This is a genomic window from Pimelobacter simplex (assembly GCF_900114845.1).
Lineage (GTDB): Bacteria > Actinomycetota > Actinomycetes > Propionibacteriales > Nocardioidaceae > Nocardioides > Nocardioides simplex.
On record NZ_FOUK01000007.1, the window covers coordinates 326,819 to 351,821 of the forward strand.

Below are 25,003 nucleotides of genomic sequence, written 5' to 3' on the forward strand. Positions count from 1 at the left end.
ACGACCGTCACGACCGGGCCCCGAGGTCTCCGGTCGTGACGGCGTCGGCCGCCCGCTACCTGTTCGACGAGATCAGCGGCGGACCACCTTCAACCTCGTCGTCGTCGACGACCGCGTGAGGTTCGCGCTGCCCAGGTAGGTCACCTGCACCGTGTGCTTGCCCCGACGCAGCTTCGGCAGGAACAGCGTCACCTTGCCGTTGGCGGCGACGGCGCGCGAGGCGACCAGGCGGCCGTCGACCCGGACCAGCACGGTGCCGGAGATCTTGGCGCCGGGCGCCGCGACCACGACCTTGAGCTTGGCCCGCTTCTTCGGGGTCACCGTGGCCGTCTTGACCTGGGCGGTGACCGTCGACGCGGCCTTGACCACCTTGAGGACGGCGCCCGGCGAGACGCTGGGCGCGAAGGCGGCGTCGCCGCCGTACTCGGCGGTCAGCACCTTGGTGCCGGCCTTGGGGAAGGCGCCGACCGGGATCGAGGCGACACCGCTGTCGTCGATCTCGCCCGAGCCGACCACGACGTCGCCGTCGCGCAGGGTGACGACGCCGGAGGGCGCCGGCTGGTCGCCGGCTCCGGTGGCCGTCACCTCGACCTGCGCGGTGACGCCGCGCGCGCCGACCTTGACGGTCGCCGGGCTCAGGCTGAGGGACGTCGCGCTGGACGCGAGCGGCTCCTCGTACCCGACCTCGGCCTTCCAGGTGCGGTAGTTGCGGTCCTTGCCCGGCACGAAGTGCCGCTCGACGTTGCCGCGGCTGTCGACGGTGATCCAGCGGACCTCGGCGCCGGCGTCGACCTTCAGCCGCTCACCGAGCGTGTTGCGGAGACCGTCGGCGTCGTAGCGCTCCGAGCCGAGGTTGGGCACGGTGCCGTCGAGCGTGTAGAACACGGCCGCCGGCTCGTTCGTCTCGAACCGGACGTTGACCTTGCCCGGTGCGGACGGCGCCGCGGTCACCGCGACCGTCGAGACCGGCGGCACGTCGTCCCGCTCGTGGTCGAGCGCGACCCGGGCCATCTCGACGAGGCCGTTGGCGAACTCCTGGCTCTCCGCGTGGGCGGAGGCTCCGTTGGGGTTCTCGAGGTTCTCGAACGGCGGCTGGAAGGTCGTGCCGACCTCGAAGTCCCAGGCGTAGATGCCGTACTTGTACCAGAGCATGTCGCCGGAGTTCCCGGCTGCCGAGTAGAGCACGTCGACGACCTGGCCGGTCCGGGCGGGCGTGACGCTCAGGCCACGGTGGCGCTTGATGGCGGTCAGGATCCGCGAGGAGGCGCCCCAGAACAGGCCTTCCTCCTCGAGGGTGGGCACCGGCGCGGTCTCGCGACCGGCCGCCTTGTAGGACGCCGGCGACCACATGAAGTAGTTGCCGGAGCTGTGCACGTTCATCGAGAACGTCATGTTGGGGTGCGCCGCGACCCAGTCGACGTTGTTCGCCTCGGGCTCCGAGAGCTCGGCCGGGCCGGCCGACGTCCCGCTGGTGCAGCTCGTGGTGGACGCGCCGCTGTAGCCGTCGAACGCGCTGTAGAGGTCGTAGTTGCGGTTGACGTCGACGCCCCACGAGTTGCGCGAGCCGAAGTCGCCGGTGCTCTCGACGCCGCAGTAGCGCGTCATGTTCTTGCGCTGGCTGGCGAAGTCGTAGAAGGAGTAGTGGCCGCCGTCGGGGTTGACCGACGGGAGGATCCAGATCTCCAGGTTGTCGACGAGGTCACGGGTGCCCGCGTGGGTGGCGTAGTTGCGGAGCAGCCGCTCGGCGGTCTCGATCGTCACCAGCGGCGGCACCCACTCGCGCGCGTGCTCCTGTGCGTAGTAGAAGACGCCGGGCTTCGAGCCGTCGCGCACCTTGCCGATCTTGATGGCGTAGACCTGCTGCGGGTCGCGGGAGATGGACGCCGGCGCGTTGAGGCCGTCGGACAGTGCCACCGGGGCGGTCGCCGGGACGACGCCCGCTCCGGCGTCGCCGCGGTAGGTGTAGGCCTTGACCAGTGCGGCCGCGGCGGGGGTGGCGTTGATCGCCGCGACGATCTGGGCGGACGTGCTCGTGGCGACGCTGCCGGCGTCGGTGGCCGACGAGACGGTGATCGCCTTGTCGCTGACACCGATGCTCAGCAGGGCGTTCGACGCCGCCGGGTGGACGACCTCGACGGTGATTCCGTTGCCGCCCTCGTGCCCCCAGGCCACCGAGTCGAGGCCGAAGCGCTGCGAGATCGCCGTGGGGTTGTTCGCCGTCGGGCCGACCATCGCCTGCGCGAGGCGCCGGTAGCCGTTGGTCTTGTAGGGCAGCTCGACGATCTCGGCGAGCTCGGGGTAGGTCAGCGCGAGCTGCTTGATCCGGTCGTAGAGCTGGGTCGGGTCGAGGTAGGACTGGATGAAGTCCTGCTGGTAGCCGGGGCCCTTGAACGGGTCCGGCTCGCCCTCGGTGGTGGGCAGCCAGTCACGGACCTTGAGGATCGCGACGTCGCCGCTGGCGCTGGTGATCCGCACCCGGTCGGGCCGCGTCGTCAGGCCAGTCGAGCTGGCGCCGGTGTGGTACATGTACACGCCCGCGTCGACGAACCGGGAGATGTTCTGCGTGCCGCCGCTGCCGAAGGCCGTGCCGGGACCGCTGTCGCGCTCGACGGTGAGAGTGGTGACGTTCGCGCCGTTGGCGACCTGCGCCTCGACGGCGAGGACCGGCGTCCCGAACGAGGTGTAGTAGTCGGCGCGGAGGATCTTGACGTCGCTGGTGTCGGGGTCGGTCGCCTCGTCGTCCAGCGCGTCGGCCGTCTGCTGGTGGGCCGCGATGGTGGCGTCGCGCTCGGCGACCGCGGCCTCGCTGTCCTCGGCGGCGAGCAGCGTCCCGCCGACCGCGAAGCCGAGCGCCTTGAGCTGCTTGACCTCGCCGGGCGTGACGACGGCGTGGACGGCGAGGCCGTCCTCCTCCTGGTGGACGCCGTGGTCGAGGTCGACGCCGGTCGCGACGAGCCGGTCGAGCTCAGCCGTTCCGGGCACGACGATCTCGACGACCTCGGGCGTCTCGTCGGCGCTGCGCTCGAGGACCGGGTCGTCCGGCGCCGCCTGGGCGCGGGGCCCGGTCGCGGCCGTCGACTCGCTCGGCATGACGCCGACCACGAGCCCGAACAACGCCAGTCCGGCAGCGGACGCCGCCCAGCGCTTCCTTCTCAGATGTGTGGATGCAGACACGATCAACCCTCGGGGTGGGGGACGGGGGGTCGCACTCCTCAGGACGTGAGAGACATCACAAGAAGTGTGCGCTCACCTAAGCGGCAGCCCTTCGCGGGCGTCAACCACGAGATCCGAAAACCGCCTTACGACTGGACGGATGGCGCACGAGAGCCCGGTCGAGAGGACAAGGAGTCCAGCACAGGGCCCCGATTCGCCGGTCGGTCGAGACGATTGGCCGGAAAACGCATTCGGGCCCGGTCCTGAGGACCGGGCCCGACTCTGTACCCCCGACCGGATTCGAACCGGCGCTACCTACGTGAGAGGCAGGCGTGCTAGGCCGCTACACAACGGGGGCATGTCGCCGGATCTCCCCGAGGGGGTCTCTCAGCGACCTGCGGAACTCTAGCGATCTCGCCTCCCGGACTCCAAATCGGCGTCCGTCTCGGCCTTCTCGCGAGAACTCGCTGGTCTACTAGGACTCGAACCTAGACTAACTGGACCAGAACCAGTCGTGCTGCCAATTACACCATAGACCACTGCTGCATCGGCCCGATCCCGAAGGACCCGGCCGACGAGGAACACTACACGCGGCCCCGCCGCGCCTCCAAAATGGCCCCACTGGTGGCGGGATCCGTGCGGTCCGCGACGCCCAGCCGGCGGGCCGCGAGCACCGCCAGGAGCAGGTAGCTCAGCGACTGCGTGAGGGTCACCGGAATGGCCCACCAGGTGCCGCCGGTGGGGTTCAGGGCGCTGGTCATGTCGCCGAACGCGAGGGCCAGCCCGAACGCGAAGAAGTTGTTGAGGACGTGCATCGCGATGCCGGCCTCGAGGCCGCCGGTGAGCAGCACGAGCAGGCCGGCGACGAGACCGAAGGCGAGCCGGTCGAAGAAGATCGGGACGTCCTGGCCGAGGCCGTGCGCGAGCGCGAACAGCACCGCCGGGACGACGACCGCGACCGCCGCTCCCGTCCGGGCGCCGAAGCCGGCGGCGAGCCCGCCGAAGGCCTGCGCGAGGTAGCCCCGGAACACGAACTCCTCCCCCGCCGCCTGGAGCGGGGTGAGCAGCACGATGACGAGCAGGAAGTCGCGCACGGTCGACGTCCAGGGGTTGAGCTGGTCGCCGACGTCGACGGAGCCGGCGCCCTGGTCGGGCAGCACGGTCGAGACGAGCAGGGTCAGCGCGAGCGAGACCACCGCGATGCCCAGGCACGCGGCGAACCAGCGCCAGCGGAAGGCGCCGACCACCGACGCGACCCACCCCGGCCGCTGCTCGTGCAGGGCGCGAGCGACCAGCCACACCATCGGGATCGCCACCGCCCAGCCGAGGTTGACGAGAGCGAGGAAGGCGGGCGTCGTGGGATCACCGGAGAGGTGGTCGACCGCCTCCTTCGAGGTGTCGCCCCCGGCCACCAGGATCGTCGTCACGACGACGCTGAGGACCACCTGGCCCATGAAGAAGAGCACCACCAGGGCGGGGATCCCGGCGAACGGGCGCCAGGCCCCCGCCGGCCCGAGCCGGTGGAGCTCGTCGTACCGCAGGCGCAGCGCGCCGTCAGCCGAGGGCACGCTGCAGTCGTCCGAGGCTGCGGTCGCGACCGAGCAGCTCGAGCGACTCGAACAGCGGCGGCGAGATGCGCTTGCCGGTCACCGCGACCCGGACCGGGCCGAAGGCGTTGCGGGGCTTGAGGCCCAGGCCCTCGACGAGCGCGTCCTGGAGCGCGGTCTGGATCGCGTCGGTCGACCACGTGGTCAGCGCGGCGAGCGCGTCGTGGGCGGCCTGGACGACGGGCCGGCCGGTCTCGCCGAGCTGCTTCGCGGCGTCCTCGGGGTCGACGGCGAAGTCGGCCTCGTCGACGAACAGGAACGCGAGCAGGCCGCTGGCCTCGGCCAGCTTGTTGATCCGCTCGGCCACCAGCGGCATCGCGAGCTCGAGGAGCTGGGCGTCGGCGTCGCTGACCGGGTCGCTGACGACGCCGTCGCGCTTGAGGAAGGGCAGCACCCGGTGGGTGATCTCGTCGGTCGAGAGCCGGCGCATGTGCGCGGCGTTGATCGCGTCGCACTTCTTCAGGTCGAAGCGCGCGGGGTTGGGGACGACGTCGGTGACGTCGAACGCCTCGACCATCTCGTCGAGCGTGAACACGTCGCGGTCGGCCGCGATCGCCCAGCCCAGCAGGGCGAGGTAGTTGAGCAGGCCCTCGGGCAGGTAGCCCTGGTCGCGGTAGGCCAGCGCGTGCGCCTCGGGGTCGCGCTTGGAGAGCTTCTTGTTGCCCTCGCCCATCACGTAGGGGAGGTGGCCGAACTGCGGCGTCGCCTTCGCGATGCCGACCTCCTCGAGCGCCGCGTAGAGCGCGATCTGGCGCGGGGTCGACGACAGGAGGTCCTCGCCGCGCAGGACGTGGGTGATCTCCATCAGCGCGTCGTCGACCGGGTTGACGAGCGTGTAGAGCGGGTCGCCGTTGGCACGGGCCAGCGCGAAGTCCGGCACGAACTCGGTCTCGAAGCTCACCTCGCCGCGGACCAGGTCGTTCCAGGTGATCGAGCCGTCGGGCATCCGGAACCGGACGACGGGCTTGCGACCCTCGGCCACGAAGGCGTCGACCTGCTCCGGGGTGAGCTCGCGGCAGAAGCCGTCGTACCCCTGGACCTTGGAGCCGGCGGCCTTGCGGCGCGCGGTCGCCTCGTCGGTGGTGCAGTAGCAGTCGTAGGTGTGGCTGCTCTCCTTGAGCCGCGCGAGGGCGTCAACGTAGAGGTCGCTGCGCTCGCTCTGGAAGTACGGCGCGTGGGGGCCGCCGACCTCGGGGCCCTCGTCCCAGTCGAGACCCAGCCAGCGCATCAGGTCGAGGATCGAGCGGAGCGACTCGTCGGTGCTGCGCTCCTTGTCGGTGTCCTCGATGCGGAACACGAACGTGCCGCCGTGGTGGCGGGCGAACGCCCAGTTGAAGAGGGCGGTGCGGATCATGCCGACGTGGGGGCTGCCCGTCGGGGACGGGGCCATCCGGACTCGGACGTTGCTCATGCGCGTGCTTCCACCTTGTTCGTGAGGGTTCCGAGGCCCGCGATCGAGATCTCGACCTCGTCACCGACCTCCATGGGTCCGACACCCTCGGGGGTACCGGTGAGGATGACGTCGCCCGGCAGCAGCGTCATCACGCTCGACACGTGGGCGACGAGCGCGGGGACGTCGAAGATCATGTCGGCCGTCGTGCCGTCCTGGACGACGTCGCCGTTGAGGAAGGTCTGCACCCGGCGGCCCTGGGCGAAGTCGTTCGGGTCGAGATCGGTCTCGATCCACGGGCCCAGCGGGCAGAACGTGTCGAAGCCCTTGGCCCGGGTGAACTGACCGTCGGCCTTCTGCAGGTCGCGCGCCGTCACGTCGTTGGCGATCGTGTAGCCGTGGATGACGTCGGTGGCCTGCTCGACCGGGACGTCGCGGCAGATCCGCCCGATGACGACGGCGAGCTCGCCCTCGTAGTGGACGTTCGACGACTGCGCCGGGTAGCGGATGACGTCGCCGGGGCCGACCACGCTCGTGTTCGGCTTGAGGAACATCATCGGCTCGGACGGCACCTCGTTGCCGAGCTCGGCCGCGTGGGCCGCGTAGTTGCGGCCGATGCCGACGACCTTGCTGCGCGGCAGGACCGGCGCCAGCAGGCGGATGTCGTCGAGCCGGTACTCCTTCTCGAGCAGCTTGATGCCGACGTAGAGCGGGTCGCCGGCGAGGCCGACGACCACGGCGTCGTCCCCGGGCTGGCCGTACTCGTCGAGGTCGCCGGTGAGGACGCCGTACGACGGCTCCTCCCCTGTGGTGAAACGGACGATGCGCACGCCGCGAGCCTATCGGGCGCGGCGTGCGCCACCGTCATCGTCAGCCGGCGCTCACGGCAGGATCGTCACCGGGACCAGGCTTCCCGCGTTCACGCCGCCGGTGCCGAGCTGGCCCTGGAAGTTGTTGCCCCACGCGCGCTGGGTTCCGTCGTCCTTGAGGGCGTAGGTCATGGTGCCGCCGGTGGCCACCTGGGCCCAGTCGGAGTCGGTCCCGACCCGGACCGGCGTCGCCCTGGCGACGGTGTCGCCGGTGCCCAGCTCCCCGTCGTTGTTGTGGCCCCAGCACCAGAGCTGGCCGCTGGTCCTGACCCCGCAGGCGTGGTTGCCCTGGCCGCTGCCGCCGGTGGCGGAGACGAACTCCCAGTCGTTGGCGGAGCCGACCTGGGTCGGGACCAGCCGGTCGGTGCCGGGGCTGCCGGTGCCCGTCTCGCCGTGGGCGTTGTAGCCCCAGCACCACAGCGTTGCGTCGCTCTTCAGGGCGCAGCTGGTGCCGGCGCTGACCGAGACGCCGGTCCACGTCGTCCCGTCGGAGTCCTCGCGCACGGGGACGTCGGAGCCGCCCGTGGTGCCGTCGCCGAGCTGGCCGCGCGAGTTGAACCCCCAGCACCACAGCTCACCGCCGGTGGTCGTGGCACAGGTGTGGGTGTAGCCGGCCGAGACGGTCGACCAGTCGCTGCGCGTGCCGACCTGGGCCGGCGCGGCGTCGCCGGTCCGGCCGAGCTGGCCGAAGGTGTCGTTGCCCCAGCACCACAGCTGGCGGTCGGTGGTGATCGCGCAGGTGTGGGCGTAGCCCGAGCTCACGCTCGCCCAGTTGCGGCCGGCGTCCACGCGCTTCGGCACGAACTCCGTGCCGGTGCCGGGCTGGCCGAGCTCGCCGTCCACGTTCGAACCCCAGCACCACAGGCTGCGGTCGGCGCGGATCCCGCACGTGTGCGCCCACTGGGCCGCGCCGCCGGCCGAGATCTCGACCCAGTCGCTGGCGCTGCCGACCTGGGTGGGCGTGGGGTTGCGGGGCACCTGGAGGTTGAGCTGCTGGCCGATCTGCTGGGCGAAGTTGTAGCCCCAGCAGTCGACCGTGTGATCGGCCTTCACCCGGCAGCCGTGCTGCCCGCCGGCGCTGAGCCGCACCGTCGTCGGCAGCGGGACGGTCGCGTCGATCCGGAGCGGCAGGACCACCGGGCTCGCCGCGACGCCCGTGGAGGTCTGCGTGAAGCCGAGGGTGACGCTCGACGTGCCGGCCGCGTTCGGGGTGCCGGTGATCAGGCCCGTCCCGGCGGCGTAGGTCAGGCCGGCGGGCAGGCCGGACACCGACCAGGTCCCGGCCGGGCTGCCGACCGCGGTGAGCTGCTTCGAGTACGCCGTGCCCTGCACGCCGTCCGGGAGCGTGCCGGTCGCGATGACCGGCGGCGGCGGGGCGGTGACCAGCAGCGGGAGGATCACCGGGCTGGCCGCGACGCCCGTGGAGGTCTGGGTGAAGTTGAGGGTGACGCTCGACGTGCCGGCCGCGGTCGGGATACCGGTGATCAGGCCCGTCGCGGCGGCGTAGGTCAGGCCGGCGGGGAGGCCGGACACCGACCAGGTCCCGGCCGGGCTGCCGACCGCGGTGAGCTGCTTCGAGTACGCGGCGCCCTGCAGACCGTCCGGCAGCGACGACGTCGCGATCACCGGCGGGGGCGCGGCCGCGACGTGCAGCGGCAGCACGACCGGGTTCGCCGCGACACCGTTGGCCGTCTGGGTGAAGCCGATGGTGACGCTCGACGTGCCGGCCGCGGTCGGCGTCCCGGTGATCAGGCCCGTCGCGGCGGCGTAGGTCAGGCCGGCGGGCAGGCCGGACACCGACCAGGTCCCGGCCGGGCTGCCGACCGCGGTGAGCTGCTTCGAGTACGCGGCGCCCTGCAGGCCGTCGGGCAGGGACGACGTGGCGATCACCGGGACCGGCGTCGTGGCGCCGAGGGTCCGCAGCGGCGAGACGCCGGCGAGCCGGGGTCCGCCCGCCGGGACCGTGGCCCGGTAGGTCGTGGCGCCCGACGCCGTCGTCGTCGCCGTGAAGGAGCCTGTCGCGTCGAGCGTCGCCGTCGTCACCGGCACCCACACCGCGCCGGACCTGCTCTGCAGCGTGACCGTCGACCCGGTCGCGAAGGGCCGCACCGTGCCGCGCAGGGTGACGGTGGTCGGCACGCCGTCCACGACGGACGCCGGGTCGACGGTGAGACCGACGGCGACCGAGGTCTGCGCGACCACGGCCACCGGCCGCGACGTCGCCGCCTTGAGCTTGCCGCGCTTGGGCGCGACCGCGCGGTAGTAGTAGGTGCCGGCCGTCGTCGGGCGGGCCAGCGTGACCGCATAGGTCCCGGCCTTGTTCTTCGTCTTCGCGGCCTTGACCTTCGTCCAGCGGGTGCCCACCTTGCGCTCGACGACGAGCGGCGTCCCCTTCGGCGACCGGGTCAGCCGGCCGGCGAAGGTCACGGTGGACCCCGTCAGCGCCTGGGCCGGTGCGGCCGTCAGGCTGACGGTGCGCTTCGTCACCGCGTCGGCGACACCGGGCACACCGGTGAGGAGGAGAGCCGCGAGCAGCAGCGGCAGGACAGTTCGGAGCAGGCGCGTCAGCAGCACGAGGACCTCGGGAGCTAGGTCGAGTGGGGGGACGCCCAGGCTAGGCGCCGCAGGGCACCACCACCGCCGAACGCGACAACCGGTCACTAACCTCGGGGGCGTGGACACCTGGCGAGAGCGGGCCGCGGCGCACGCCGCGCGCATCGACGCGTACATCGCGCCGCACCTCGCGCGCCGCGAGTCGCACGTCAAGCACCCGGTGTTCGACTTCCTCTTCACCTACTACTCCCACCGGCCCGCCCAGCTCCGCCGCTGGCACCCCGGCTACGGCGTGACCCTTCCCGCGTCGGCCGAGCACGCGTCGCTCAAGGGGTACGGACCGGTGGCCTCCGGCGGCGTTGGCCTCACGGCGGCGTACCTGGCGTCGCAGCGGCCCCTCGTCGAGGCCCTGCACCGGCTGCTGGCCGCGACCGCCGGCCGTGCGCCCCACTTCGGCTGCTTCGGCCTCCACGAGTGGGCCATGGTCTACCGCCTCACCGAGGACGAGACCCGCCACGCCGACTGGCCCTTGCGACTCGGGCCGGCGGGCACCGACGCCGTCGTCGAGGGTCACCGGATCGCCTGCTCCCACTTCGACGCCTACCGCTTCTTCACTCCCGCGGCGCGGCCCCTGAACACGCTGTCCCCCGGCCGCGACGACCGCGTCGCGTTCGAGCAGCCGGCCTGCCTGCACGCGGGGATGGACCTCTACAAGCACGCCTTCCGGCTCTCACCGCTCATCTGCTCGGACCTCGTCGCGGACTGCTTCGAGCTCGCGTGGGACATCCGGGTGCTCGACATGCGCGCGGCGCCGTACGACCTGGCGGACCTGGGGTTCGCTCCGGTGCCGATCGAGACGGCGGAGGGCAAGGCGTCGTACGTCGAGGCGCAGCGGGGGTTCGCGGAGCGGGCGGCGCCGTTGCGGGCGGGGTTGGTGGCGGAGTGCGAGCGGTTGCTGGCGGTCGCCACCTAGGCTCCCCCGCCATGCGCTACTTCCACGTCACCTCCAGCCTGAATCGCGCGTCCATCACCGCGCACGGTCTCGACTGGGACCGGATGGGCGCGGCGCCGGGAATCGCGGGCAGCCCGGTGCCCGAGCAGGAGGGTTGCTTCCTGGGCACGGACAGGGATGCGGAGTTCTTCATCCGGATCAACAACACCGGCGGCCCCGTCGACCTCTGGCAGGTCGACGGGGTCACGGACGGCGACCTGGTCGAGTCGCCGGAGGGCTTCCGCTACCTGCCGCGCCGGATCCCGGCGAGCCAGGTCCGGTTGGTTCGGCAGGACATCACCGGCGACGCGCCGTTCTGACCACCGGCTGCCGGCGACCGGGAGGGACCAGGCGCCCTCAGCGCTCATCCCGGGTGTGCCGGCCCGGCTTCTGGGCCCCGAACCACACCCGGTGCGCGAGCTCCCCGGCACCGAGCAGGAGAACGACCACGCCGGCGATGCCGAGTCCGGTGGCAACACTACGTCGGCCGCCGTATCCCCACTCTGAGCCCGAGCTGTCCGGCAGGTGCGGTTCGACGAGGTTGCTCCACAGGAGCGCGGCGCCGAGGAGGAGCAGGCCCACGCCGAAGTACGCCGTGATCCACGCCAGGCGCTTGCGGTCTGACCGTCGCTGCCGCAGGCGCACGCGCTGCTCGTCCTTCACGCCGGCAGCGTACGACGGCGTACGACGTCCGCGCCCGGCCCCTACTCCGCCGACACCGGCGCCAGCTGCCCCGACAGGCTCGGGTCGTCGTTCTCCGCGAGGTAGGGCTGGACCCGCTTGTCGAAGAAGACCTTCTTCAGCTTCTCGACCTGGGGGTCGTCGAGGTAGGCGGTGCCGACGACGAGCTGGCCGGCGAACTCCTTGGGGGCGTCCGGCTCGTAGATGCGGTACTTCGTGGGGGTGCCGGCGTCGACGAAGGACATGTTATAGTCGATGACGGCGTCGACGGAGTCGAGCGTGCGGGGGCCGGCGCCGTACTCCATGTAGGTGAACTTGTAGCCGCCGATGTTGTCGGCGATGTCCTGCTCGGTGGCGGCCCAGGGGTCGACGCCGTCCTTGAAGGTGAGCTTGCCGGCGCGCTCGAGGATCCAGAGGGCCTGGGCGGTGTTGGCGGGGTCGTTGAGAAGGGCGATGGTGGCGCCCTGGGGGAGGTCGTCGAGGGAGGCGTGCTTGGTCGAGTAGACGGAGTACGACCACTGGAAGACCTCGCCGAGGGCGGTGAGCTTCATGCCGGTGGCGTCGGTGACCTGCTTCAGCCAGTGCTTGTGCTGGTAGATGTTGGCGATGTACTTGCCGTCGGCGGTGGCCTGGTCGAGCTGGTTGCCGTCCTCGATGCCGATGCCCTCGATGGTGACGCCGTAGTCGGGCGCGATCTCCTTGTTCAGGTAGTCGAGGAACGCCTTCTCCGAGGCACTGCTGGCCTGGTAGGCGATCTGGAAGTCGCTGCCGAAGTGGCTGCCGGCGACGGTCTTGTCGTCGCCCCCGCCGGTCAGCCGTACGACGAGGAAGACGGCGAGCGCGAGGACGACGACGGCGCCGATGCCGGGGAGGAGCCAACGGCGCGGAGAGCGGCCGAGGTCGATGGCGTCGTCCGGTTCGGAGGTACGGCGTCCGGGCTGCTGGGTGGTGGACATGACGATCCCTTTCGGGTCAGTGGGTGAGGGCCCGGACGATCCGGTCACCGGAGAATTGGATGAGCTGGACCAGCGCGACGAGCAGCACGATGCAGGCGATCATGATGTTGTCGTCGAAGCGCCGGTAGCCGTAGTTGACGGCGAGGTACCCGACGCCGCCGGAGCCGATGGCGCCGGCGATCGCGGAGTACTCGATCATCGCGATCACGTTGAGGGTCAGTCCGGCGGCGAGGCCCGGGAGCGCCTCGGTGAGCTGGATGGACGTCATGATCTGGCGCTTGCTGCTGCCGCCGGCGAGGCCGACGTCGAGGAGCTCGCGCGGCACCTCGCGCACGGCGTTCTCGGTGAGCCGCGCGAAGAAGGCGATGCCGGCGATCGACATGGGGATGAGCGCCGCCTGGAAGCCGATCGTGGTCCCGAAGACGAGCTTCGTCACCGGGATCACGGCCGCCATCAGCACGAGGAACGGCAGCGAGCGGCCGAGGTTGGCGATCCAGCTGATCGACACGTGGACGAGCCGGTGCGGCGTGAGGCCGAGCGGCGAGGTGTTGAAGATGAGGACGCCGAGCGGCCCGCCGACGAGGACGACGACGCCCATCACGACCGCGACCATCCGCAGGGTCTCGCCCAGGGCGGGCAGCAGCAGGTCCGGCACGTCGGGCCAGGGCGTGCCGAGGAGGACGGTCATGCCGCACCCGCGCCCGCGTCGCGGACGGCGTGCAGCAGCACCCGCTCCGGCGGCTCCAGCGGCTCCGCGACGACGCCGTGCCGCGCGAGCACCTCGGTGACCCGGCGGTCGTCGAGGTGCGGGTCGAGCCCGAGCGCGAGCCGGCCCACGCGGGACTCCCCCGCGGCCTCGACCAGCGCGGCGAGGACGGCGATGTCGGTGTCGAGCTCGCGGCCGGCCTGGACCAGCCACACGGGCGAGACGTCGTCCTGCTCGTAGCGGACGTTCCAGGTCCGCAGCCGCTCGGCGCCGGGAGCCGGCGGCAGCGGCAGCAGGGCCCGCGAGAGCCCCGAGTCCGAGCGGCGCACGACGTCCGCGACGGCGCCCTGCTCGACGATCCGGCCGTGGTCGAGCTGGGCCACGACGTCGGCGATGCTGCGCACGACGTCCATCTCGTGGGTGATCACGACGACGGTGAGGCCGAGGTCGTCGCGCAGCTCGGTGAGCAGGTCGAGGATGGCCCGGGTGCTGTCCGGGTCGAGCCCGGACGTCGCCTCGTCGGCGAGCAGCACCGCGGGGTCGAGGGCCAGCCCGCGGGCGATGCCGATCCGCTGGCGCTGACCGCCGGAGAGCTGCGAGGGGTAGTGGTTCGCGCGGTGCCGCATGCCGACCCGCTCGAGCAGGTCCCCGACCCGGCGCCGGGTCTCGGCCTCGGAGAGGCCGGCGTGCCGCATCGGGAGTGCGACGTTCTGCGCGGCAGTCCGCCGGCGCAGCAGGTTCGCGGACTGGAAGACCGTGCCGATCTGGCGGCGGGCCTGGCGCAGGTCGCGGCGCGAGAGCCGGGTCAGGTCCTGGCCGTCGACGGCGATCGTGCCGCTGGTGGGCCGCTCCAGGAGGTTGATGCAGCGGGCGAGGGTGCTCTTGCCGGCGCCGCTCGGCCCGACCACCGCGGCGATCTGCGCCTGCCCGACGGAGAGGTCGATCCCGTCGAGCACGGTGGTCGCCCCGTAGGACTTGGTGAGCCCGGCGATCTCGATCATCCGGCGTCCCCCGTTTCAGTCGGTCAATGTTTCTCGACTGAATTTATAGACTTTGCGGGACGGCTCCGCCAGAGATCGACGTCACCTGCCCCGACGGCGTGACCGATCCCCCGATCAACGAGACCTTTCAGCCGTGCCGTCGGGCGCCAGGGTCACCGCGTCGTAGGACTCCTTGACGATCGCCAGGTGCCGCCAGGTCTCGACATCGCGGACGCCGGGCAGCGCGCGGATCCGCTCCAGCACGTCGAGCGCCGGCTGCGAGCGCCCGTCGGCGAGCGTGACGAGGAGGTCGGCGCGGCCGTAGGTGGCGGCCAGGAAGAGCACATCCGGCAGCTCGAGGACCGCTGTCACCACCGGGGCGAGCGAGCCGGCGACGCGGACCGCGACGCCGGTGACGTCCTGCCCCGCGAAGCGCGTACGCCGGGCGAGCCCGCCGATCCGCACGGCCGAGGCCGCGACGAGCCGCTGCACGCGCCGTCGGACGGCGGCCGGGGTCAGGCCGACCGCCTGCGCCAGCGCGACGTACGACGCCCGCCCGTCGGCCTGGAGCAGCCGCAGCAGGTCGAGGTCGATCTCGTCGATCTCGCACGTGACCGGACCGACGGGGCCGAGCACGTCGCGGTGCACGGCCGCGTAGACGAGGGTGTCGACGGACCGGACGCCCGGCAGGGCGCGCAGCTCGGCGACCGCGGCCCCGAACCTGGCGGCGTCGGGCTCGCGGACCTCGACCACGACCGGCCGGTCCCCCGTGGTGACCGAGACGAGCGTGGCGTCGGTGCGCTCGGCCGCGGCCCGGGCGACGGGGAGCACCGGGCCGTCGACGGCGAGCGCGAGGTAGCCGAGCTCGCGCTGGCCGAGGAGCGCGGGGTTCACCGCGCCCCGGACGACGACCGCCTCGTCGGCGAGCAGCCGGGTCAGCCGGGCACCGGCGGCCGAGCGGGACAGCCCGGTCCGCTGGGCGAGCTCGCGGTGCGTCATCCGTCCGTCGCCGGCCAGGAGCGCGACGATCCGGGCGTCGAGGTCGTCCACGCGTCCCTCCTTGCACGAAGTCGCAGCAAGATCTTTCCGCGACGGCGACCGGCAGATCGGTAGCCCGGTCTCGCCCAGAGTCCCAGATCGCGCCGGATCTGCCCAGCCCACCGGCAGATCGATCGCCGATATGCAATCACCACGTCCGGTTGTGCTTGTCACCACCGCACCCCCGCCGTAGCGTCAGCCGACCGATCAGCGCAGGAGGACGACGTGGACGACGTGACCGAGCCCCAGCCCGACCTCGACGAGACCGCCGTCCTCGCCGCCGCGGACCGCCTCGTCGCCGCCTTCGCGGCGACCGACACCACGGCGTACTTCGGGTGCTTCTCCCCCGACGCGACCTTCGTCTTCCACACCGAGCCGGCCCGGCTCGACGACCGCGCCGCGTACGAGGCACTGTGGGCGTCCTGGCTCACCGACGGCTGGCAGGTCCTGGCCTGCGCGAGCACCGACCGCAAGGTCCAGCTCGCCGGTCCGGCCGCGATCTTCACCCACACCGTCCGCACGACGGTCCGCCCGGCGACGGGCGCCGCCGAGGAGTCCTACGCCGAGCGGGAGACGATCGTCTTCACGCGCACCGGCACCGGCCTCGTCGCCGTCCACGAGCACCTGTCCCCGATCGCCGAGTGAGGCTCCGATGACCACCACCGACCGCGCCGCCGCCGCGCCGTCCGCGACCACCGTCGAGGTCAACGGCATCGCCCCGATCCCCGACGACGAGCGCACCGCGTCGCCGGTCGACCTCTTCCGGCTCATCTTCGGCGGCGCCAACACGTTCGCCACCGTCGTGCTCGGCACCTTCCCGATCGTCTTCGGGCTCTCGTTCTGGCAGGGCGCCGCGGCGATCGTGATCGGCCTGCTGGTCGGCGCCGCCCTGCTCGCGCCGATGGCACTCTTCGGCGCCCGCAACGGCACCAACAACGCGGTCTCGTCCTCGGCCCACCTGGGCGTGCACGGCCGGGTGGTCGGCTCGTTCCTCTCGCTGCTCACCGCGCTCGCGTTCTTCTCGATCTCGGTGTGGTCCTCGGGCGACATGCTCATCGGCGCCGCCCACCGGGCGATCAAGATCCCGCAGAACGACGTCAGCCTGGCCCTCGGCTACGGGCTGTTCGCCGTCCTGGTGCTCGTCGTGTGCATCTACGGCTTCCGCTTCATGCTGCTCGTCAACAAGATCGCGGTCGTCGCGACGACGCTGCTCTTCGTGCTCGGCATCGTCGCCTTCGCCGGCGACTTCGACGCCGGGTACGCCGGAACCGCGACCGGCTCGCTGTTCTGGCCGGCCTTCGTGGGCGCCGTCCTCATCGTGATGTCGAACCCGGTCTCGTTCGGCGCCTTCCTCGGCGACTGGTCGCGCTACATCCCGCGCGAGACCCCGCGCCGGCAGCTGATGGCCGCCGCCTTCGGCGCCCAGCTCGCCACGCTCGTGCCGTTCGCGTTCGGCCTCACCACCGCCACCATCGTCGCCACCGCGCAGCCCGACCTGTTCGCGGCCGGCAACTACTCCGGCGGCCTGCTCGCCGTCTCGCCGGGCTGGTTCATGCTGCCGGTCTGCGCGATCGCCGTCATCGGCGGCCTCTCCACCGGGACGACGGCGCTCTACGGCACCGGCCTCGACTTCTCCAGCGTCTTCCCGGCCTTCAGCCGGGTGCAGGCCACCGCGTTCATCGGCGCCTTCGCCATCGCGTTCATCTTCATCGGCCGGTTCGCCATCGACGTGGTCACCAGCATCAGCACGTTCGCCGTCCTCATCGTCGTGTGCACCGCGCCGTGGATGGTCGTGATGATGATCGGCTGGTACGTGCGCCGCGGCTGGTACGACTCGGACTCGCTCCAGGTCTTCAACCGCCGCCAGCACGGCGGCCGCTACTGGTTCACGCACGGCTGGAACTGGCGCGCCATGGGCGCCTGGCTCGTCTCGGCCGGCGTCGGCCTGCTCTTCGTCAACCTGCCCGGGCAGTTCGTCGGCTGGCTCGGCGACCACGCCAACGGCGTCGACCTGAGCATCCCGATCAGCCTCGGGCTGGCCGCAATCCTCTACCTGGGCGCGCTCTTCGTGTTCCCCGAGCCCGCGGACGCCTACGGCCCCGAGGGCGCCGCGCTCGTCCCGACCGGGCCGGCTGCGAACCACCCGATCGTCGGCGACTAGCTCCCACCCCGGCACCGGCGCCGGCACCGGCCCGGGCAGCGGTGCTGTAACACGCTGTCCGCGTTGCTACCCAGCGGTTGTCGTCGCCGAACGCCCCGATTCCACGGCGTGTCGCGACGACAACCGGCGCGTAGTGCGGTGGACGGCGTGTTACCCGCGCCCGCCGCCGACCAGGCGACCAGGCGACCCCGACCGCTAGCGCGCCGCGATCCCGTCATACATCACCGCACGGATCGCGGCGCTGAGCCGCTCCTGCTGCGCCGGCGCCGGATCACGCATGCCGGCGAGCACCGAGCCCAGGATCATTCCGTTGATCGCCTGCGCGGTCGGCTCGACGTCGAGGTCGGCGCGCAGGTAGCCGAGCCGCACCCCGTGCTCGAGGTACGCCGCGGTGAGCGGCGTCGTCGTCGCGAACAGGTCGAGCATCCGCTCGCGCATCGCGTCGTCGATGCCGGCCGCGGACAGCAGCAGCGAGGCGACCCGCGGGTCCTCGCTGAAGATCTGGGCCAGGGCGGTGCCGATGCGGGCGGTCTGGGCGCGGTACTCCTCGAGCGTGCTCACCGCGTCGGGCGCGTTCTCGGCACCGAGGGCCGCGACGATGCGGTCGATCAGGTCGGTGATGACGTGCTCGACGATGTCCCGCTTGTTCTCGAAGTAGCGGTAGAAGGTGCCGTGCCCGATGCCGATCCGCGCGGCGATGTCGGCGATCCCGGTGGCGTGGTAGCCCTGCTCGGCGAAGCAGGTGAACGCGGCCTCGATGATCTCGCGCCGGGTCTCGGCCTTGCGCCGCTCCAGCCCCGTGAGCCCCTCCGTGGTCGCCGTCATGACACCGGAGCCTATTGCAGATCGCCGGAACTGACGATACGTTCCAGAACTGACACGCCATTCCGTTCTGCTCGAGACCACCTGCAAGGGGGCGCCATGGGGCGCGCACTCGTCATCGGCTGCGGCGGCACGCTGGGCTTCGCCTGGACGGCCGCCGTGCTGGCCGAGCTCGATCGCCAGGGCTGGGACACCCGGACCGCCGACGTCCTCGTCGGGACGTCGGCCGGGGCCGAGCTGGTCGCGCTCCTCGGCGCCGGCGTGCCCGCGGCCGCGATCGCTGACGGCAGCGACGCCCGGGTCGCGGCGCACCTGGCCGCGCCCGGCGCACCGGGCCGGCTGCCCGGGCTGCCCCGTCCCACGCTGCCCGCCCTCGGGCTCACCCGGGCCGCCCTGCGCGGCCGGGGCGACGTGCTGTCCGGGCTCGCCGGGCTGCTCCCCCGCGGCGGCGGGGACGCCCGGTGGCTCGCCGACCTCGGCGCCGCCCTCGCCGATCCCGGCACCGGCTGGGTCACCCATCCGGCCACCTGGCTGGTCGCGGCCGACGCCCGCACCGGCGAGCGCGTCCCGCTCGGCCGCGCGGACGCGCCCACGGCCTCGCTGGGCCAGGCGATCGCCGCCTCGTGGGCGATCCCCGGCTGGTTCCCGCCGGTCGCGATCGACGGACGTCGCTACGTCGACGGCGGCGCCGTGTCCCCCACCTCGGCCGACCTGCTGCTCCCCCACGTCGCCGACGGCCGGATCGACGAGGTCGTCGTGGTCGCCCCGATGGCGAGCCACGGCGGCGCTCCCGCCCGCGGCGCCGCCCGCCTGGAGCGGCTGCTGCGCCACCCGATGACCCGCCGGGTCGACCGCGAGGTCGCGCAGCTGCGGGCGGCCGGCGCCCGGGTCCACCGGATCGAGCCGAGCCCGGCCGACCTGACCGCCATGGGCGCGAACTTCATGGACCGCTCGCGCGTCGAGCGGGTCCGCGAGGTCGCCGCCCGCACCGCTCCCACCCTCGTCGCCCACCAGGAGGTCGCCCGATGACCCGTCCCACTCCCATCGACCTGGCCGGCGCGCACGTCGCGCTCACCGGCGGTGCCCGCGGCATCGGCCGGGCCACCGTCGAGGCCTTCCTCGCGCGCGGGGCGAAGGTCTCGTTCGGCGACCTCGACCTCGACACGGCGCGGGCCACCGCGGCCGCGACGGGCGCCTCCGCGCACCTGCTCGACGTCGCCGACCGGGCGTCGTACGACGCCTTCGTCGACGCCGCCGAGGCCGAGCACGGCCCGGTCGACGTGCTGGTCAACAACGCCGGGATCATGCCCAACGGTGCCTTCCTCGACATGGACCCCGCACTCGACCGGCTGATGATGGAGGTCAACGTCCACGGCGTGCTGCACGGGATGCGGCGGGTGCTCCCCGGGATGGTCGAGCGGCGCCGCGGCCATGTCGTCAACGTCGCCTCGCTGGCCGGCAAGTTCCCGATCCCGGGGCTCGCGGTCTACAACGCCAGCAAGTTCGCGGTCGTCGGCCTCACCGCCGCGACCCGGCTCGAGATGGCGCCCCACGGCGTCACCCTCACCGCGGTGCTGCCCTCCGCGGTCGACACCGACCTCGCCTCGGGCCTCGACATGAAGCCGATCCCCAAGGTCTCCCCCCAGCGGATCGCCGACGCCGTCGTCGGCTCGGTCCGCAGCCGCGACGCCGAGATCGCGGTGCCCGGCTACGTCGGAGCGCTCGCCGCGGGCTCCCACCTGGTGCCCGTGCCGGTCCTCGACCGGTTCCGGCGCCTGATGCGCGACGACCGTGCGCTCCACGCCGATACCACCCAGCGGGCGGCGTACACCGAGCGTCTCGCCGACGCCGCCACCGAGAGGACCTCCCGATGAACCAGATCCACGACGCCGTCATCGTCGGCGCCGGCTTCGGCGGCATGGGCGCCGCGATCGAGCTGCACCGCCAGGGGTACGACGACCTGGTGATCCTCGAGCGCGAGGACGACCTCGGCGGCACCTGGCACGTCAACCGCTACCCGGGCCTCGCCGTCGACATCCCGAGCTCGACGTACTCCTACTCGTTCGAACCGAACCCCCACTGGTCGCGGCTGTTCGCGCCCGGCGCCGAGCTCAAGAAGTACGCCGGCCACGTCGCCGACAAGTACGGCCTGCGCCGCCACATGCGCTTCGGCACCGTGGTCGAGGGCGCCCGCTGGGACGAGGACGCCGCCGCCTGGGAGGTGACGCTCGCCGGCGGCGAGGTGGTCCGCGGCCGCTTCCTGCTGACCGCGACCGGCTTCCTGTCCCAGCCCAAGCTGCCGGACATCCCCGGCGTCGAGGACTTCGCCGGCACCGTCGTCCACACCACCCGCTGGGACGACGACATCGAGCTCGCGGGCAAGCGGGTCGGCATCATCGGCACCGGCGCGACCGCCGTCCAGCTCATCCCCGAGCTGGCGAAGGTCGCCGACCACCTCACCGTCTACCAGCGCACGCCGATCTACGTGAGCCCCAAGCTGGACGGCCCGGTCCCGGGCGTCGTCCGCGGCGCGTTCGCGAAGGTGCCGCTGACCCAGAAGGCGACGCGGCTCGTCGGCACCTCGATCCTCGAGGTGATGATGGTGGCCGGCGTCCTGCACTTCCGCGACCTGCCGTGGGCCAACGCGGCCGGCAAGCGGGTGTGCGCCGCGCACCTCGCGCGCCAGGTCAAGGACCCGGTCCTGCGCGCCAAGCTCACGCCCGACTACGACTTCGGATGCAAGCGGCCGACGTTCTCCAACACCTACTACCCGACCTTCACGAAGCCGCACGTCGACCTCGAGACCATCGCGATCGACCACGTCGACGCCGGCGGCATCGTCACTTCCGACGGCAACCGCACCGACCTCGACGTCCTCGTGCTGGCCACCGGCTTCAACCTGTGGGACGTGAACTTCCCCGCCATCCAGGTGGTCGGGCGCGAGGGGCGCGACCTCGGGAAGTGGTGGCGGGACAACCGGTTCTGCGCCTACGAGGGGATCACCGTCCCGAAGTTCCCCAACTTCTTCTCGCTCAACAGCCCCTACTCGTACTCGGGCCTGTCGTACTTCACGACGATCGAGACCCAGATGGCCCACATGGGCCGGGTCCTCGGGGCGATGCGCCAGCGCGGCGCCGACATCGTGGAGGTCACCGAGGAGGCCAACGACCAGTTCCTGGACCGGATGACCGGCCTGCTCGACAACTCCGTCTTCAACGCGGGCAGCTGCAGCACCGCGCGGAGCTACTACTTCAACCAGCACGGCGAGGCGGTGCTGCTGCGCCCGACGTCGACGTTGAGCGCGGCCCGCGAGGCCACCCGCTTCCCGCTCGACCACTACACGTTCACGGGGGCGAGGGTCTCGGCGTCCGCCTCCTGAAGGAGGCACTACCCCCCAAAGAGGGTGCCGTCGTTGCCGCGTGTGACTGCAGTCACCTACCGTGGGGCCATGTCCCCCGAGCTCATCCAGGAGCCGCCGACCGAAGGTGGCCGGCTCCTGCGCACGCTCGCGGCGTTCCGGGCCACGGGAGACAGCGACATGGCCTTCGGCGGCCCGGTCGTCGACAGCGGCGGCGCCCTCGACATCACCGCCCTGCACAGCGCCCAGACCCGTGCCCTGCAGGGCCTGCGCGTGCGCTCGGGCTACGGCCTGGGCGGCAAGGCACTGCTCATGGGCCGGCCGGTCTCGGTCACCAACTACTACGACGCCCGCGGCATCACCCACCAGTACGACGGCCCGGTGCGCGCCGAGCAGCTCGAGACGGTGACCGCGCTGCCCATCGTGGTCGACCGGGTGCCGCGGATGGTCGTCTACGTCGGCCACCGCGCCCAGGTCGTGCTCGGTGACGTCTGGTACGACGCGTTCCTCCCCCACGTCCGCCGGCTCGAGCGCGAGATCGCCGTCGACGACGAGGTGCGCCGCCGGCTCGGCCAGCTGCGCCACCTCGGCCGCCCCGCGGCGCCCGCACCCCAGCCCGACGTCCAGCTGACCCGCGCCGACCTGCGCGACATCTCCGACGAGCTCGCCGACCTCGCCTCCCTGGTCGAGGACGACGCCCTGCGCGCGCGCCTCGAAGAGGTGCGCAGCCGCGTCGAGCAGGGCCGCGCGCCGGCCCCCGCGCAGATCGCGCGCCGCAAGGCCGACGGGGTGCCGACCGGGCTCGCCGCGCGCGAGATCGACGTCCTCACCCAGGTCGCGCTCGGCCAGAGCAACCGCGAGGTCGCGGTCTCGCTCGGGCTCGTCGAGAGCACCGTGAAGTCCTACCTCAAGAACGCCATGCGCAAGCTCCACGCGTCCAACCGGGTGCACGCCGTCCGGCTGGCGCGCGAGGCGGGCGTCATCGACTAGGGCCCGCGATAGGTCACCCCCCTGCTGCATCGGAGTGCCACGCTCACCGAGGCCATACTGGTATGGTCATCTAGGCATGCAGAGCGACACTCGGGGGATGCGATGAGAGACAAGCACGGTCCACCACGACGCCCAGGCCCACGGATCGGCGTCGTCGCCGCGGCCATCGCCCTGACCGTGACGTCGGCAGCACCGGCCCTGGCGACAGAGCAGTCGGCATCGGAGACCGGCCCGCCGGCCGCCGTCGCCGGCGTACTGCCGGCCGGCGCGGACGTCACCGGTGTCCGACTCATCGCGATGCCCGCCGACCCGGTACTGCGCAGGGCGGCCGTCGGCAGCACGGTCGCCCCACTGACCGAGGTCCGGCCCGCGCGACTGGTGATCAAGGACAACGGGTTCACTGCCTACCTCTCACCGGAGCAGGCTCCGGCGGAGGCGGTCGACGGTCGCGGCATCGCGTTCTGGCAGGTGCTGGTCCAGACCGACCAGGGGACCTATGTGTCGTCGGCGAGCCTGCAGGCCGCGGTCCTCCCGGACGGCCGCAGCCGTTGGGCACGCCCCGATGCCCCGACCGTCGATCAGAGCCGCGGCCGATTGCGGATGCAGCGCGGCCTGACACGGAGTGTTCCCGTGGTGAGGGCTGTGAACACGGGCGCGGTACGCCTGTCGGCGTTCGGCCGCGTGGCGACCAACGCGCCGGCGACGCGTGCTGGTCGGACGGCGGCGAGCGATCCGCAGCCGCCACCCGGGTGCAGCTACCGCAAGCTCTCCACCCGGGTTCGGTCCGCCACCATCGGAACGACGTACCCGGTCGGGGGTGACACCGCAACCATGCTGGTCAGCTCCTCGACGGGCGCGAGCTACGGCGTGGCCTTCTCGATGACGGACCGCAAGGGCAAGTGGGGCGCCTTCAAGGCCGGGCAGTCGAAGCACACCCAGAGCTCGTGGGGCTTCAAGTGGACCCCGTCGGCGAAATCGCGGAGCTACCGCAAGGGCGTCGAGTACGGCCTGTTCGAGACGACGTGCGCCCGAGGCTGCGTCAAGTGCCAGCGGCAGTGGATCCCCATCGGCGAGACCGGAGGAACGGGCGCCAACACCAAGGGCGTCAACCGGCCCACGTGGACCAAGTGCGCACCCGTCGTCAAGGGCCAGTGGTGGCGCGACCGCAGCGACGGGCGCGCCTACGACTACAACGCCGGCGTGAAGTTCGCCGAGGTGATCGGCATCGATCTCTCAGTCAACCGCCAGTACAACAGGTCGCAGAAGCTCGTCTACCACCTGAAGAAGGCGCGGCGCATGTGCGGCTCCGACGGCGTGTGGGCCTCGAAGGCCAGTAAGGTCATGGCGCGCCTCCGGTGAGGCGGCCCTTGCGCGCCGCGGCGGCCGCCACCGTCGCCGTGCTCTTCTTTGCGGCCTGCTCCCCACAGGGCGGTCACCCCGACGGCACGGACGGGCCGCTGGACTCGGACCTGGACGGCGGCGGCGTCAGCATCGCCGTGCCCGACCATGCCGACTGGCCGTGGCAGGGGACCTTCGGCAGCCTGATGATCTGCGCCGACGAGGAGGTCACCCTGCTCTGGGTCGAGCCGCACTACCGCGCGGGCAGGCCGGTCACCGCGACGTTCACGGTGCGCAGCGTGCCGGAGCGAGCACGGCGTACCGGCCGCCAGGGTCCGTGGTCGCCGGTCGGCTCCAGTACTACGCCGCTCGAACGGCTGCTCGGGCAGGAGCTGCGCTCGACGCAGGTCAGGCCGTTGGGAGGAGCCGTGGTCGACGAGCCCTGTGTCCCGAACAGCAAGGCGGACGACCCCTACACCGAGATCCTGACGACGCTCGCGGTCGACGAGGCCGGGGTGTGGATCGACCGGCTGGACGTTCACTACCGCGCCGGCGGTCGCCAGCACGTTCTGCGAGTCGGATGGTCGTACGTGGGTTGCGGAAGGGCGATCACCGACCCGGACGTCTGCTGGGTCGATTGATCGCGGGAGCTGGCGGCGCGGGCGGCCGGCGAACGTCCGCGGCTCGCAGCCAGCAGAAGCACGAGGAGCGCGCACCGGACTGACCTGACCACGCGCACTAGTAGGGCTCGGGCCTCAGCCCCCGCGAACCGGCCGCGCCCCGTCGATCAGCACGGCGCACAGCGTGTCGACGTTGCGCGTCGACGGGTCGCCCAGGATGTCGGCACGCCGCCCCGGGTCGGTGAGCCCGGTGATCGCGGTGAAGATCAGCCAGGTCATGCCCGCCGGGGTGATGTCGCGGCGCAGCGACCCGTCGGCCTGACCGCGCCGGATCACCAGGTGCCAGATCGCGATGCAGCGCTGGCCGTCGGCGACGAGCGACTCGGCCCCGGGCTCGCGTCGCACCTGCATGAGCTCGCGGACCATCGTGAGGTGGTCGAACGGGTGCGCGGTGCTCACGGCGGTGGCGACCCGGATCAGGTGCTCGAGCCGCTCCACGCCGGAGCCGGGCATCCGGGAGGCGGCCTGCAGCTCGGGCACCAGCGCCGCGAAGTAGCGCTTGCCGACCGCGATGAGCAGCTCGTCCTTGCTCGCGAAGTGGTTGTAGATCGAGGGCGCCCGCATGCCGGCGGCGTCGGCGATCGTGCGCATCGAGGCGCCGCGGCTGCCGTGGGTCGCGAAGGACTCGGCGGCGGCGTCGAGGATCCGCTCGGCCGGGTTCGTCTCCGGCTTGCCGGGCGGTCGGCCGCGCCGTCGTGACATCTCGTCGTTCATGGGACTCCGCATCCTA

22 protein-coding genes and 2 tRNA genes are annotated in these 25,003 nt (G+C 72.2%); 10 read left to right on the top strand and 14 right to left on the bottom strand.

The window, feature by feature from the left end; genetic code table 11:
- Positions 1–72 precede the first annotated feature (72 nt).
- From BM223_RS25860 to BM223_RS25890, 7 genes are all read right to left on the bottom strand, one after another.
- The gene (locus BM223_RS25860; RefSeq protein WP_141267504.1) at positions 73–3,174 is read right to left on the bottom strand and encodes a M14 family zinc carboxypeptidase; all 3,102 of its coding nucleotides are present in this window, start codon (positions 3,172–3,174) and stop codon (positions 73–75) included.
- Between the two features lie 264 nt (positions 3,175–3,438).
- Positions 3,439–3,511, bottom strand: a tRNA-Glu gene (locus BM223_RS25865).
- A 109-nt stretch (positions 3,512–3,620) separates the two neighbouring features.
- A tRNA-Gln gene (locus tag BM223_RS25870) sits at positions 3,621–3,692 on the bottom strand.
- Positions 3,693–3,737: 45 nt separating this feature from the next.
- Positions 3,738–4,721, bottom strand: coding sequence for a CPBP family glutamic-type intramembrane protease (locus BM223_RS25875; RefSeq protein WP_038680338.1), 984 nt, complete (start codon positions 4,719–4,721; stop codon positions 3,738–3,740).
- Positions 4,708–6,171: a glutamate--tRNA ligase gene (gltX, locus tag BM223_RS25880; protein ID WP_038680340.1), complete on the bottom strand. Its 1,464-nt coding sequence runs from the start codon at positions 6,169–6,171 to the stop codon at positions 4,708–4,710. Before gltX ends, BM223_RS25875 begins: the two co-directional genes overlap by 14 nt.
- Complete coding sequence (locus BM223_RS25885) at positions 6,168–6,980, bottom strand: fumarylacetoacetate hydrolase family protein (protein WP_038680342.1); 813 nt, start codon at positions 6,978–6,980, stop codon at positions 6,168–6,170. The genes gltX and BM223_RS25885 overlap by 4 nt, the downstream gene beginning before the upstream one ends.
- Before the next feature lie 51 nt (positions 6,981–7,031).
- The gene (locus tag BM223_RS25890; protein ID WP_052138843.1) at positions 7,032–9,593 is read right to left on the bottom strand and encodes a putative Ig domain-containing protein; all 2,562 of its coding nucleotides are present in this window, start codon (positions 9,591–9,593) and stop codon (positions 7,032–7,034) included.
- Between the two features lie 100 nt (positions 9,594–9,693).
- Here BM223_RS25890 and BM223_RS25895 point away from each other — a divergent pair, with 100 nt between their 5' ends.
- Entirely contained in the window at positions 9,694–10,545 is an 852-nt protein-coding gene (locus BM223_RS25895) for a hypothetical protein (protein WP_038680345.1), read from the top strand.
- An 11-nt stretch (positions 10,546–10,556) separates the two neighbouring features.
- Positions 10,557–10,883: a hypothetical protein gene (locus BM223_RS25900; protein ID WP_038680347.1), complete on the top strand. Its 327-nt coding sequence runs from the start codon at positions 10,557–10,559 to the stop codon at positions 10,881–10,883.
- A 37-nt stretch (positions 10,884–10,920) separates the two neighbouring features.
- Here the strand turns inward: BM223_RS25900 and BM223_RS25905 are convergent, their stop codons facing one another.
- The 5 genes from BM223_RS25905 to BM223_RS25925 form a co-directional block, all read right to left on the bottom strand.
- The gene (locus BM223_RS25905; RefSeq protein WP_038680348.1) at positions 10,921–11,226 is read right to left on the bottom strand and encodes a hypothetical protein; all 306 of its coding nucleotides are present in this window, start codon (positions 11,224–11,226) and stop codon (positions 10,921–10,923) included.
- A gap of 41 nt (positions 11,227–11,267) precedes the next feature.
- A complete protein-coding gene (locus tag BM223_RS25910; RefSeq protein ID WP_052138844.1) occupies positions 11,268–12,200 on the bottom strand; it encodes a MetQ/NlpA family ABC transporter substrate-binding protein in 933 nt (310 codons plus the stop codon).
- Between the two features lie 16 nt (positions 12,201–12,216).
- Positions 12,217–12,888 (bottom strand): methionine ABC transporter permease, encoded by a 672-nt coding sequence (locus tag BM223_RS25915; protein WP_038680350.1) that lies wholly within the window; start codon positions 12,886–12,888, stop codon positions 12,217–12,219.
- Positions 12,885–13,907: a methionine ABC transporter ATP-binding protein gene (locus BM223_RS25920; RefSeq protein ID WP_075018764.1), complete on the bottom strand. Its 1,023-nt coding sequence runs from the start codon at positions 13,905–13,907 to the stop codon at positions 12,885–12,887. Before BM223_RS25920 ends, BM223_RS25915 begins: the two co-directional genes overlap by 4 nt.
- A gap of 114 nt (positions 13,908–14,021) precedes the next feature.
- A complete protein-coding gene (locus tag BM223_RS25925; protein ID WP_038680352.1) occupies positions 14,022–14,936 on the bottom strand; it encodes an Lrp/AsnC family transcriptional regulator in 915 nt (304 codons plus the stop codon).
- Positions 14,937–15,149: 213 nt separating this feature from the next.
- Here BM223_RS25925 and BM223_RS25930 point away from each other — a divergent pair, with 213 nt between their 5' ends.
- On the top strand, positions 15,150–15,569 hold the full coding sequence (locus BM223_RS25930) for a nuclear transport factor 2 family protein (protein WP_235318964.1): 420 nt from the start codon (positions 15,150–15,152) through the stop codon (positions 15,567–15,569).
- Positions 15,570–15,576: 7 nt separating this feature from the next.
- Entirely contained in the window at positions 15,577–17,085 is a 1,509-nt protein-coding gene (locus BM223_RS25935) for a purine-cytosine permease family protein (protein WP_038680354.1), read from the top strand.
- A gap of 195 nt (positions 17,086–17,280) precedes the next feature.
- Here BM223_RS25935 and BM223_RS25940 read toward each other — a convergent pair whose 3' ends face one another.
- A complete protein-coding gene (locus BM223_RS25940) occupies positions 17,281–17,910 on the bottom strand; it encodes a TetR/AcrR family transcriptional regulator (RefSeq protein ID WP_038680356.1) in 630 nt (209 codons plus the stop codon).
- Between the two features lie 96 nt (positions 17,911–18,006).
- Here BM223_RS25940 and BM223_RS25945 point away from each other — a divergent pair, with 96 nt between their 5' ends.
- The 6 genes from BM223_RS25945 (at position 18,007) to BM223_RS25970 (ending at position 24,234) form a co-directional block, all read left to right on the top strand.
- A complete protein-coding gene (locus tag BM223_RS25945) occupies positions 18,007–18,936 on the top strand; it encodes a patatin-like phospholipase family protein (RefSeq protein WP_038680358.1) in 930 nt (309 codons plus the stop codon).
- A complete protein-coding gene (locus BM223_RS25950; protein ID WP_038680360.1) occupies positions 18,933–19,781 on the top strand; it encodes an SDR family oxidoreductase in 849 nt (282 codons plus the stop codon). Before BM223_RS25945 ends, BM223_RS25950 begins: the two co-directional genes overlap by 4 nt.
- Complete coding sequence (locus BM223_RS25955; RefSeq protein ID WP_038680362.1) at positions 19,778–21,286, top strand: flavin-containing monooxygenase; 1,509 nt, start codon at positions 19,778–19,780, stop codon at positions 21,284–21,286. The genes BM223_RS25950 and BM223_RS25955 overlap by 4 nt, the downstream gene beginning before the upstream one ends.
- Positions 21,287–21,355: 69 nt before the next feature.
- Entirely contained in the window at positions 21,356–22,255 is a 900-nt protein-coding gene (locus tag BM223_RS25960) for a helix-turn-helix transcriptional regulator (RefSeq protein ID WP_052138845.1), read from the top strand.
- A gap of 102 nt (positions 22,256–22,357) precedes the next feature.
- The gene (locus tag BM223_RS28715) at positions 22,358–23,614 is read left to right on the top strand and encodes a hypothetical protein (RefSeq protein WP_141267513.1); all 1,257 of its coding nucleotides are present in this window, start codon (positions 22,358–22,360) and stop codon (positions 23,612–23,614) included.
- A gap of 8 nt (positions 23,615–23,622) precedes the next feature.
- Positions 23,623–24,234: a hypothetical protein gene (locus BM223_RS25970; protein WP_141267515.1), complete on the top strand. Its 612-nt coding sequence runs from the start codon at positions 23,623–23,625 to the stop codon at positions 24,232–24,234.
- Between the two features lie 114 nt (positions 24,235–24,348).
- On the opposite strand, the gene BM223_RS25975 is transcribed toward BM223_RS25970, so the two are convergent.
- Positions 24,349–24,987, bottom strand: coding sequence for a TetR/AcrR family transcriptional regulator (locus BM223_RS25975; RefSeq protein ID WP_052138846.1), 639 nt, complete (start codon positions 24,985–24,987; stop codon positions 24,349–24,351).
- Positions 24,988–25,003 lie beyond the last annotated feature (16 nt).

Bases quoted from the DNA above. Each gene is read 5' to 3' on its own strand.
- gltX (WP_038680340.1), bottom strand. From the start codon at position 6,171: ATGAGCAACGTCCGAGTCCGGATGGCCCCGTCCCCGACGGGCAGCCCC.
- BM223_RS25900 (WP_038680347.1), top strand. From the start codon at position 10,557: ATGCGCTACTTCCACGTCACCTCCAGCCTGAATCGCGCGTCCATCACC.
- BM223_RS25910 (WP_052138844.1), bottom strand. From the start codon at position 12,200: ATGTCCACCACCCAGCAGCCCGGACGCCGTACCTCCGAACCGGACGAC.
- BM223_RS25915 (WP_038680350.1), bottom strand. From the start codon at position 12,888: ATGACCGTCCTCCTCGGCACGCCCTGGCCCGACGTGCCGGACCTGCTG.
- BM223_RS25920 (WP_075018764.1), bottom strand. From the start codon at position 13,907: ATGATCGAGATCGCCGGGCTCACCAAGTCCTACGGGGCGACCACCGTG.
- BM223_RS25935 (WP_038680354.1), top strand. From the start codon at position 15,577: ATGACCACCACCGACCGCGCCGCCGCCGCGCCGTCCGCGACCACCGTC.
- BM223_RS25940 (WP_038680356.1), bottom strand. From the start codon at position 17,910: ATGACGGCGACCACGGAGGGGCTCACGGGGCTGGAGCGGCGCAAGGCC.
- BM223_RS25945 (WP_038680358.1), top strand. From the start codon at position 18,007: ATGGGGCGCGCACTCGTCATCGGCTGCGGCGGCACGCTGGGCTTCGCC.
- BM223_RS25950 (WP_038680360.1), top strand. From the start codon at position 18,933: ATGACCCGTCCCACTCCCATCGACCTGGCCGGCGCGCACGTCGCGCTC.
- BM223_RS25955 (WP_038680362.1), top strand. From the start codon at position 19,778: ATGAACCAGATCCACGACGCCGTCATCGTCGGCGCCGGCTTCGGCGGC.
- BM223_RS25960 (WP_052138845.1), top strand. From the start codon at position 21,356: ATGTCCCCCGAGCTCATCCAGGAGCCGCCGACCGAAGGTGGCCGGCTC.
- BM223_RS28715 (WP_141267513.1), top strand. From the start codon at position 22,358: ATGAGAGACAAGCACGGTCCACCACGACGCCCAGGCCCACGGATCGGC.
- BM223_RS25975 (WP_052138846.1), bottom strand. From the start codon at position 24,987: ATGAACGACGAGATGTCACGACGGCGCGGCCGACCGCCCGGCAAGCCG.